Annotated in this window: 10 protein-coding genes; 7 read left to right on the top strand and 3 right to left on the bottom strand. The window is 69.3% G+C overall.

The features are described 5' to 3' along the window. From gspL to BDO18943_RS37005, 3 genes are all read left to right on the top strand, one after another. Positions 1–679 (top strand): type II secretion system protein GspL (gspL, locus tag BDO18943_RS37015; protein ID WP_175026084.1); only part of this gene is annotated, 679 nt, incomplete at its 5' end. Then, positions 676–1,182: a type II secretion system protein GspM gene (gspM, locus tag BDO18943_RS37010; protein WP_175026083.1), complete on the top strand. Its 507-nt coding sequence runs from the start codon at positions 676–678 to the stop codon at positions 1,180–1,182. The genes gspL and gspM, both read left to right, overlap by 4 nt. A 31-nt stretch (positions 1,183–1,213) precedes the next feature. Further along, the gene (locus BDO18943_RS37005) at positions 1,214–2,002 is read left to right on the top strand and encodes a type II secretion system protein N (protein ID WP_175026082.1); all 789 of its coding nucleotides are present in this window, start codon (positions 1,214–1,216) and stop codon (positions 2,000–2,002) included. Positions 2,003–2,024: 22 nt separating this feature from the next. On the opposite strand, the gene BDO18943_RS37000 is transcribed toward BDO18943_RS37005, so the two are convergent. Beyond that, the gene (locus BDO18943_RS37000; RefSeq protein WP_175026081.1) at positions 2,025–3,590 is read right to left on the bottom strand and encodes an efflux transporter outer membrane subunit; all 1,566 of its coding nucleotides are present in this window, start codon (positions 3,588–3,590) and stop codon (positions 2,025–2,027) included. Between the two features lie 269 nt (positions 3,591–3,859). Then, positions 3,860–4,144 carry a multidrug ABC transporter ATPase gene (locus BDO18943_RS36995; RefSeq protein ID WP_011350474.1) on the bottom strand — a complete coding sequence of 95 codons (285 nt, stop codon included), beginning with the start codon at positions 4,142–4,144 and terminating at the stop codon, positions 3,860–3,862. 174 nt (positions 4,145–4,318) lie between these two features. Between BDO18943_RS36995 and BDO18943_RS36990 the strand changes: the two genes are divergently transcribed. Continuing rightward, positions 4,319–4,810, top strand: a complete 492-nt coding sequence (locus tag BDO18943_RS36990) for a MarR family winged helix-turn-helix transcriptional regulator (RefSeq protein ID WP_175026080.1) — start codon at positions 4,319–4,321, stop codon at positions 4,808–4,810. A gap of 177 nt (positions 4,811–4,987) precedes the next feature. Next, positions 4,988–6,550, top strand: coding sequence for a DHA2 family efflux MFS transporter permease subunit (locus BDO18943_RS36985; protein ID WP_175026079.1), 1,563 nt, complete (start codon positions 4,988–4,990; stop codon positions 6,548–6,550). 60 nt (positions 6,551–6,610) lie between these two features. On the opposite strand, the gene BDO18943_RS36980 is transcribed toward BDO18943_RS36985, so the two are convergent. Next, a complete protein-coding gene (locus tag BDO18943_RS36980; protein WP_043184822.1) occupies positions 6,611–7,537 on the bottom strand; it encodes a LysR family transcriptional regulator in 927 nt (308 codons plus the stop codon). A gap of 138 nt (positions 7,538–7,675) precedes the next feature. On the opposite strand from BDO18943_RS36980, the gene BDO18943_RS36975 reads away from it, so the two are divergent. Together BDO18943_RS36975 and BDO18943_RS36970 are read left to right on the top strand one after the other, a co-directional pair. Further along, entirely contained in the window at positions 7,676–8,152 is a 477-nt protein-coding gene (locus tag BDO18943_RS36975; RefSeq protein WP_175026078.1) for a CidA/LrgA family protein, read from the top strand. A gap of 13 nt (positions 8,153–8,165) precedes the next feature. Continuing rightward, the gene (locus BDO18943_RS36970; RefSeq protein ID WP_175026077.1) at positions 8,166–8,888 is read left to right on the top strand and encodes an LrgB family protein; all 723 of its coding nucleotides are present in this window, start codon (positions 8,166–8,168) and stop codon (positions 8,886–8,888) included. Positions 8,889–9,066: the final 178 nt, after the last annotated feature.

The following is a 9,066-nucleotide window of genomic DNA, read 5'->3' as shown; positions in this document are numbered from 1 at the left end:
GGCCGGCACGCTGGCCGCACTGGCGGGCGGCGGCGACGTCGAACTGTACGAACTCGGCGAACCGGGCGCGGAGCCGCGGCTCGCGTCGGTCGGCCGCGCCGACGGCCCGCTGCTGCCGGGCGCCGCGCCGCTGTCGTTCGATGCATTCGCGCGGCGCGCGCTGACCGAGAAGTTCGACCTGTGCCAGTTCGAATTCGAATCGCAGCCGTGGCGCTTCGACCGCGCGACGGTGAAGCGCCTGCGCGTGCCGCTCGCGCTCGTCGCGGCGACCCTCGGCGTGGCGGTGATCGGGATGAACCTGCACTGGTGGAAGCTGTCGCGCGAACGCGATGCGCTGTCCGCGCAGATCACCGAGACGCTGCTGTCCGCGTTCCCGAAGACGACGACGGTGCTCGATCCGCCCGCGCAGATGCAGCGCCAGCTCGACCAGTTGCGCCTCGCGGCCGGCGAGCTGTCGCCGAACGATTTCCTCGCGCTGTCGAGCGGGCTGTCGCGTTCGATGGGCGCGCTGCCGCTGAACGGCATCGCGTCGCTCGACTATCACGACCGGAAGCTCGACGTCGGCTTCAAGCCGGAGGTCAAGGTCGATCCCGATTTCACGCAGCGCCTCGCGCGTAACGGACTGTCCGGCGAAGTCGACAGCAACACGGGCAAATGGACGATCCGGAGCCGCTCATGAAAACGGAACAACTGAACCAGACGCTGGCCCAGTTCTGGGGCGAGCGCTCCCAGCGCGAAAAGATGCTGCTCGGCTGGGGCGGCGCCGTGCTGGCGGTCGCGATCGCGTATTCGGTGCTGTGGTCGCCCGCGCAGGACGGCCGCGCACGGATCCAGCGCGAGCTGCCGACGATGCGCCGCGAGCTCGCGCAGATGACCGCGCAGGCGAACGAGGCGAAGTCGCTGACGGCCGCCGCGCAGGGTGTGGCACCGACCGGCCTCGCGCTGAAGGATGCACTGACCGCGTCGCTGTCCGATCACGGGCTGCAGGGCGCGCAGGTGCAGATCGTCGGCAACGGCGTGCAGGTCCAGATGAAGAACGTGTCGTTCCCGGCGTGGACGCAGTGGCTCGACGATGCGCGCCGGCAGTTCAAGGTGCAGGTTGGCGAGGCACATGCGACCGCGCTGAAGGACGACGGCCAGGTCGACCTGACGGCCGTGATGCAACCGTCTACGCAGAAATGACGCAGTGGATGACGCAAGTGGCGGTCGGCCGATGAGGCCGGGGATCAAGCGGCTCGCCACCGCATTGCCGTGGGTACTGGCAGGAGGCTTGGCGACGGCGGTGACGCTCGTCGCGCTCGCGCCGGCCGCGTGGATCGCACCGCAGTTCGCGCGCGCGACCGGCGGGCACGTGAATCTCGTCGATCCCGACGGGTCGCTGTGGCACGGCTCGGGCACGCTGATGCTCGCGCCGGGGGCCGACCAGAGCGCGGCGACGCTGCTGCCGGGCCGGGTCGAATGGACCACGGGTTTCTGGCCGCTGCTGACCGGGCGCGTGCAGATGCGCATGCGGCAGACCGAGGCGATGCCCGATGCGGTCACGCTCGATGCGACGTGGCGCGGCGCGGTGCTGTCGGCGGGCACGATGGCCGTGCCCGCATCGCTGCTCGCGGGGCTCGGCACGCCGTTCAACACGCTCGACCTGCAGGGCGACGTGCGGCTCGGCTGGAGCGACTGGCGCCTGATCGGCAACAACGCGTTCGGCCAGCTGACGGTGACGATCGACTCGATGAGTTCGCGCGTCTCGCGCGTGAAGCCGCTCGGTTCGTACCGCGCGGTGCTGCAGGCGAAGGGGGCCGGCGCCGACCTCGACCTGTCGACGACGCACGGCCCGCTGTTCCTCGACGGTCACGGCAACTTCGGCCCGGGCCAGGGATCGTTCCGCGGCACCGCGCATTCGGCGCCCGAACAGCAGGCGAACCTCGCGGGGCTGCTGAACCTGCTCGGCCACCCGATCGGGAACAACGAGGTGTCGCTGATGTTCGGCGACGCGCAGCGCTGACGCGCGCGTCGCCCTTCCCTTCCTACTTCTGCGCGAGCGGCGCGGCAACCGACGGTGCGGTGGCCGCGGGTGCGGCCGCACCGGACGCCGGCACGGGTGCCGCCATGTCGCCGTTCTCGCGCGCCATCTCCGCTACGTTCCAGCCGCCGCCGAGCGCCTTCACGAGCCCGACCGACGACGTCATCCGCTGCCCGGAGATCGTCGCGAGCTTCTGCTGCGCGGTGAACGCGGTGGTTTGCGCGGTCAGCACGTTCAGGTAGGCGACCGTGCCCGCCTTGTACTGGTTCGTGACGATCGCGAGCGAATGCTCGGCGCTGTCGACCGCCTGCCGCTGCACGTCGATTTCCTGCGCAAGGATGCGCTGCGACGCGAGGTTGTCCTCGACGTCCTGGAACGCGGTGAGCACCGCGAGGCGGTACGCGGCGACGTCCTGGTCGTAGGTCGCACGCGCGGCGTCGGTCTGCGCGGCGCGCAGCCCGGCGTCGAACAGCGTGGCCGCGAGCTGCGGGCCGACCGTCCAGAAGCGCGCCGGCAGCGTGAACAGCTGCGACCACACCGAGCTCTGGAAGCCGCCGGTGGCCGACAGCGTGAGGGTCGGGAAGAACGCGGCGATCGCGACGCCGATCTGCTCGTTCGCGGCCGCTGCACGGCGCTCGGCCGCGGCGATGTCGGGCCGGCGTTCGAGGATCGCGGACGGCACGTCGACCGGCGTGATCGGCGGCTCGGCCGTGAGCGGATTCGGTGGCAGCGAGAAGGTCGATGCCGGCTCGCCGATCAGCGTCGCGATCGCATGCTCGTACTGCGCGCGCGCGACGCCGTTGTCGATCGACGCGGCCTGCGCGCTCTGCAGTTGCGTCTGCGCCTGGATCACGTCCGCGCGTGCGGCGACGCCCTGCGCGTACTGGTTCTGCGTGAGTTTCAGCGACTGTTCGTACGACTTCACGGTGTCGTCGAGCAGCTTCTGCAGCGCGTCGGACGTGCGCAGCTGGAAATAGGTCTGCGCGAGCAGCGCCTGCTGCGACAGCCGCGCATTCGCGAGATCGGCCGCGGCGGCCGCTTCGCCGGCGCGCTGTGCGCTGACCGTACGGCTCACCTTGCCCCACAGGTCGGGCTCCCAGCTTGCGTCGAGGCCGATGCTGTAGCTGTTGTTGATCGAGCCGGTCGAACCGCTGCCGAAACTCGACGATGAACCCGACGACACCGACGCGCGCGGCGTGCGGGCGCGCGAGCCCGATGCGGTCAGCCCGACGGTCGGGAAATACGCGGCCCGCGCCTCGGTGACGAGCGCGCGCGCCTGCCGGTACGCGGCGGCCGATTGCGCGATGGTCTGGTTCGATGCGTTGAGCTTGTCGATCAGCGCATCGAGCTGCGGATCGTTGTAGACCGACCACCACGCGCCGCGGTCGGTGCGGTCGGCGGGCTGCGCGACCTTCCAGCCGGCCGGCGCCTCCTTGTACGCGGCGGGGATCGACGTGTCGGGCCGGTGATAGTCGGGCCCGACGGCGCAGCCGGCGAGCAGCACGGCCGTCGCAACGGCGACGGCGGCGCTCAGCGGGCGAAGGGCGCGCGGGAGGGTGGCGTACGGCATGGTGATTTTCCTGTCTGGGCGCGACGTCCGGCGAGCGGCGTCGCGCGATGCGGTCGTCGTGCCGCTGGCGGACAAATGGTAACTGACGGCGGGAAAGCTGCGCAGCCCCAAGGGTACGGTGCGCGGCGACAGGAATGTGTTACCGGCACGAGCGGCCGGTTTACCGGCCATTACGGCCAGCGGGCGGGAAGACGGGTGTGCGACGCCGGCCGTGCGGGGTGCGGCCGGCGCTCAGTCGGAGCAGTCAGGAAGGCGGGAGACGCGCGATGTCAGTGGCAGCGCGCGGGCAGCGGGAGCGGTTCGGCGGCGGACCGCCATGTCGACGGCTCCGTCGCGGCCGGCTGGCCCGTGCGGCGAGCGCCGTCTTTCGCGTTGCGCTGCCGGCGATGATCGAACCATGCGAACCCGAGCGCCGCGAGCGAGCCGCCCGGGACCACCAGCATCGTCACGTACAGCGCGATCTTCCAGCCGCGGTGCGGCCCGGAAAACGCATGATGAGCGGTATCGGTCAGGTTGCGGCGCAGCGCGCCGGCGGCATTTTTCAGGAACAGCATCGCGAACATCCTCGGGGTGCCCGCAGCGCGGGCGCATCGGTCAGAACATAGTCTCCGGCAGTGCAACATGCACGTCGTAACTGGTTGCCTCAAATAATATTGACTAAGCAATTAATTTTCAAGATACTGGGCGCGTTTAAATCTGAAACGCACTATTGCTGCGCGCGCAATCGCATGACCGGCGGCCTCTACGATCCCGAGAACATCGCGCTGGAAACCAGCCTCGGCTATTACCTGTCGAAGGCGAAGCAGGCGCTCGTCGAGCGGATGGACCGTGCGCTCGAACCGCTCGACCTCACCGCGCAGCAGATCGGCGTGATCCTGCTGTTGTCGCGCGGCTATGCGCGCACGCCGTTCGAGCTGTCCCGCAAGATGTCGTACGACAGCGGTTCGATGACGCGGATGCTCGACCGGCTCGAACGCAAGGGGCTGGTCGCACGCTCGCGCAGCGAGCAGGATCGCCGGATGATCGAGCTGACGCTGACCGAACGCGGCGCCGACGCCGCCCGGGCGCTGCCGTCGCTGATCGCGACTGCGCTCAACGCGCAGCTCGACGGTTTCTCGGCGGACGAGCTCACGACGCTCACCGGCCTGCTGCAACGCTTCATCGCCAACGGGCCCGGCTCGACCGGTTGCCCGAAACCCGACGAAGAGGCGGACGGCTGATGTGCGCGGAGGCCCCATGTCTAGGTTAAGCGTTCGCTTATTTATCTGTCTGGGCAGAAGATGACAGGGCACGCGCTCCCCTTTTCCGTTGATCCGTTCCACCCGGCCGGGCTGCGCTGCGGCGCACGCCCGTGCGTTGTGCCGGCGCGTCGCGCGCGCCGCGTCTAGGAGATTTCGATGTCCGCCACCACGGCATCTGCCGCCTCGCCGGCCGCTTCGCCCGCACCGCTGTCAGGCGGTGCACTCGCGCTGCTCACCGTCGGGCTCGCGCTCGGCACCTTCATGGAAGTGCTCGACACGTCGATCGCGAACGTCGCGGTGCCGACCATTTCGGGCAGCCTCGGCGTCGCGACGAGCGAAGGCACGTGGGTGATCTCGTCGTACTCGGTGGCTTCCGCGATCGCGGTGCCGCTCACCGGCTGGCTCGCGCGGCGGGTCGGCGAGGTGCGCCTGTTCACGCTGTCGGTGCTCGCGTTCACGGTCGCATCGGCGCTGTGCGGCCTCGCGACCAACTTCGAGACGCTGATCGCGTTTCGGCTGCTGCAGGGCCTCGTGTCGGGGCCGATGGTGCCGCTGTCGCAGACCATCCTGATGCGCAGCTACCCGCCCGCGAAGCGCGGGCTCGCGCTCGGGCTATGGGCGATGACGGTGATCGTCGCGCCGATCTTCGGCCCGCTGCTGGGCGGCTGGATCAGCGACAACTACACGTGGCCCTGGATCTTCTACATCAACCTGCCGATCGGCCTCTTCTCGGCGACCTGCGCGTATTTCCTGCTGCGCGGCCGCGAGACGAAGACGTCGAAGCAGCGGATCGACGCGATCGGCCTCGCGCTGCTCGTGATCGGCGTGTCGTGCCTGCAGATGATGCTCGACCTCGGCAAGGACCGCGACTGGTTCAACTCGACGTTCATCGTCGCGCTGGCGCTGATCGCGGTCGTGTCGCTCGCGTTCATGCTCGTGTGGGAGGCGACCGAGAAGGAGCCGGTGGTCGACCTGTCGCTCTTCAAGGACCGCAACTTCGCGCTCGGCGCGATGATCATCTCGTTCGGCTTCATGGCGTTCTTCGGCTCGGTCGTGATCTTCCCGCTGTGGCTGCAGACGGTGATGGGCTACACGGCCGGCAAGGCCGGCCTCGCGACCGCGCCGGTCGGGCTGCTCGCGCTCGTGCTGTCGCCGCTGATCGGCCGCAACATGCACCGGCTCGACCTGCGGATGGTCGCGAGCTTCGCGTTCATCGTGTTCGCCGGCGTGTCGATCTGGAACTCGACGTTTACGCTCGACGTGCCGTTCAACCATGTGATCCTGCCGCGTCTCGTGCAGGGGATCGGCGTCGCGTGCTTCTTCGTGCCGATGACGACGATCACGCTGTCGAGCATCCCCGACGAGCGGCTCGCAAGTGCATCGGGGCTGTCGAACTTCCTGCGCACGCTGTCCGGTGCGATCGGCACTGCGGCCAGCTCGACGTTCTGGGAGAACGACGCGATCTACCACCACGCGCGGCTGTCGGAATCGGTGAGCGTGTATGCGCAGAGCACGACCGACTACCAGGGCGCGCTGTCGCAGCTCGGCATCGTCGGCCAGACGGCCAATGCGCAGCTCAACCAGCTCGTCACTCAGCAGGGCTTCATGATGGCGACCAACGACTTCTTCCTGCTGTCGGCGTTCATGTTCGGCGCACTCGCGTTGCTCGTGTGGGTCACGAAGCCGAGGAAGGGTGCGGGGCCGGCGATGGGGCATTGACCGCGCGGCGGGCAGCCGTTGCGCCCGCCTCGTTCGTTTTACCGCCCGCCTCGGCGGGCCTCACTCCCTCGCCCGCAACCCGCCAAACGCCAGATCGTCACCGGGCGCGATCGGCAACGTCGCCCGCGCCACTTCAAGCCACGCGCGCGCCGCGTGCGACAGATACCCCTTCTTCAGCCAGCCGAGCGCGATCGCCCACGTGATCTCCGGCTCGACGATCGGCCGGCACGTGAACTGGCCCGCGTCGAGCCGCCGGCAATACGGCTCGGGCAGCAGCGCGATGCCGACCCCCGCATGCACGAGCGCGGCCATGAAATCCCAGTGGCCGCTGCGGCTCACGATCGACGGCGTGAAACCGACCTGCCGGCACGCGTCCAGCACCGCGTCGTGCAGCGCGAGGCTTTCCGCGTAGAACACGAACGACTCGCGCGCGAGATCCCCGAGCGGCACGGCTGCGTGATCCTCCCAGCGCGACTCGCGTGGCGCGACGAGCCACAGCGGCGCGCGCACCATCGGCAGCCGCTCGAAGGTGCCGGGATCGACCGGCTCCAGCAGCCCGCCCAGCTCCAGCTCGCCCGACGTCAGCGCGGCCTCGATCATCCGCGCGCCCTGCTCGAACAGCTTCAGCTCGATGTTCGGATAGCGCTGCTTGTACGCGGCGATGATCGGCGTGAACAGCGAGCCGCCGAGCGGCGGAATCCCGATCGTCAGCTCGCCGCGCCCGAGCGTGCCGAGATCGTTCAGCTCCGACTGCAGCTGCGCCTGCGCGGCGAGCACGTCCTGGCCGCGCTGGAACACGATCCGCCCCGCGTCGGTCAGCACCATCTGCCGGCCGTCGCGCAGCAGCAGCGGCGAGCCGATCTCGTCCTCGAGCGCCTTCACCATCTTGCTGATGGTCGGCTGGGTCACGAACAGCTTGTCGGCGGCCGCCGTGAAACTCTGCTGGCGAACCACCTCGACGAAGTACCGCAACGCGCGCAATTCCATCGATGACTCCCCAAATTGGTGCGGCGATCTAAACGAATTCCGAATTGGAATGACAAGGATAGAGACAAGTCATTTTATTTATGGTTAGGGGAAACCCTATACTCCCACCATCAACGGAATATCTGTAGGGAGCCTGCCATGACCAAGCCGACCGCCGCACTCGCCGCCCGCCCCGCTGCTTCGGGCAGCATGGCGCACACGGGCCGGATCGCGCTGCAGGCCGCCGCGCTCGGCGTGCTGTGGATGGCGGTCGACTGGGCTGTGCGCAAGATCGGGCTGCCGATTCCGTCCGGCGTGATCGGCCTCGCGGTGCTCCTGGTGCTGCTGTTCTCGGGCCGCGTCGCGCCCGCGTGGGTGAAGGACGGCGCGAACTGGCTGCTGTCCGACATGCTGCTGTTCTTCGTACCGGCCGCCGTCGCGGCCGTGCAGTACGGCGGGCTGTTCCGCGAGGACGGCTGGCGCATCGCGCTGGTGATGCTCGCCGGCACCGCGTTCGTGATGGTCGCGGTGGCCGTCGCGGTCGACCTCGCCGCAAAGCTCGAGCGCCGGCTCGCCGCACAGCGCGTGTTCGCCGAACGCCGCCGCGCGCGCCTGAGCGCCGTGTCCGCCCACTGAGCCGGAGCCTGCCATGTTCGCCGCATTGTCGAACCTGTCCGCCGACCAGGCGAACACCGCGATCTCGTTCGGCTGCTTCGTGCTGACGGTCGTGCTGTACTTCGCGTCGAAGCGGCTCTACGCATACAAGAAGACGCTGCTGTTCTCGCCGCTCGTGTTCGTGCCGGGCGTGCTGGTGCTGCTTGTCCTGCTGACCGGCATCCCGTATTCGGTCTACTTCCGCGACACGCGCTGGCTGATGTGGCTGCTCGGCCCGGCGACGATCGCGTTCGCGGTGCCGATCTACGACTATCGTGACCTGATCCGCCGCCACTGGCTGTCGCTGTCGGTCGGCGTCGCGGTCGGGATCGGCGCGGGCGTGTGCGGGTCGCTGCTGCTCGCGAAGCTGCTGCACCTGTCGCCCGACCTGCAGCGCTCGCTGATGACGCGCTCGGTGTCGACGCCGTTCGCACTTGCCGTGTCGGACAAGATCCACGCGCCGAAGGATCTCACTGCGCTGTTCGTGATCGCGACCGGCATCTGCGGGATGCTGCTCGGCGAGCTGGTGCTCGCGCTGGTGCCGATGCGCACGCGGCTGGCGCGCGGCGCGCTGTTCGGCGCGGCCGCCCACGGCGTGGGCACCGCGAAGGCTCGCGAGATCGGCAGCGAGGAAGGTGTCGTGTCGAGCCTGACGATGATGATCGCGGGCGTCGCGATGGTGCTGATCGCGCCGCTCCTGACGCTGCTGCCGATCTGATCCGGCGGCCGACGCCCGCCAGGCGCCAGTCCAGCCCGATCGTGCCTGCCGCCTTCGGCGCGGCAGACCCCATGCGGCGGAAACGGCGCCACCTCCCGGCCCTGCCCGCGCCTCCGTTCGCCGGCCCGGCGGCCGTTCCGCACCCGGCATGGCCGCCTTCTCCCGCCCGCCCTACCCT

It is taken from the genome of Burkholderia aenigmatica (assembly GCF_902499175.1).
Classification (GTDB): domain Bacteria; phylum Pseudomonadota; class Gammaproteobacteria; order Burkholderiales; family Burkholderiaceae; genus Burkholderia; species Burkholderia aenigmatica.
The sequence above is the reverse complement of the archived record's forward strand: the minus strand, read 5'-3'. Positions and strand labels throughout refer to the sequence as shown.

Coding starts and splice junctions, on each gene's coding strand:
- gspM (WP_175026083.1), top strand. CDS start 676: ATGAAAACGGAACAACTGAACCAGACGCTGGCCCAGTTCTGGGGCGAG.
- BDO18943_RS37005 (WP_175026082.1), top strand. CDS start 1,214: ATGAGGCCGGGGATCAAGCGGCTCGCCACCGCATTGCCGTGGGTACTG.
- BDO18943_RS37000 (WP_175026081.1), bottom strand. CDS start 3,590: ATGCCGTACGCCACCCTCCCGCGCGCCCTTCGCCCGCTGAGCGCCGCC.
- BDO18943_RS36995 (WP_011350474.1), bottom strand. CDS start 4,144: ATGCTGTTCCTGAAAAATGCCGCCGGCGCGCTGCGCCGCAACCTGACC.
- BDO18943_RS36990 (WP_175026080.1), top strand. CDS start 4,319: ATGACCGGCGGCCTCTACGATCCCGAGAACATCGCGCTGGAAACCAGC.
- BDO18943_RS36985 (WP_175026079.1), top strand. CDS start 4,988: ATGTCCGCCACCACGGCATCTGCCGCCTCGCCGGCCGCTTCGCCCGCA.
- BDO18943_RS36980 (WP_043184822.1), bottom strand. CDS start 7,537: ATGGAATTGCGCGCGTTGCGGTACTTCGTCGAGGTGGTTCGCCAGCAG.
- BDO18943_RS36975 (WP_175026078.1), top strand. CDS start 7,676: ATGACCAAGCCGACCGCCGCACTCGCCGCCCGCCCCGCTGCTTCGGGC.
- BDO18943_RS36970 (WP_175026077.1), top strand. CDS start 8,166: ATGTTCGCCGCATTGTCGAACCTGTCCGCCGACCAGGCGAACACCGCG.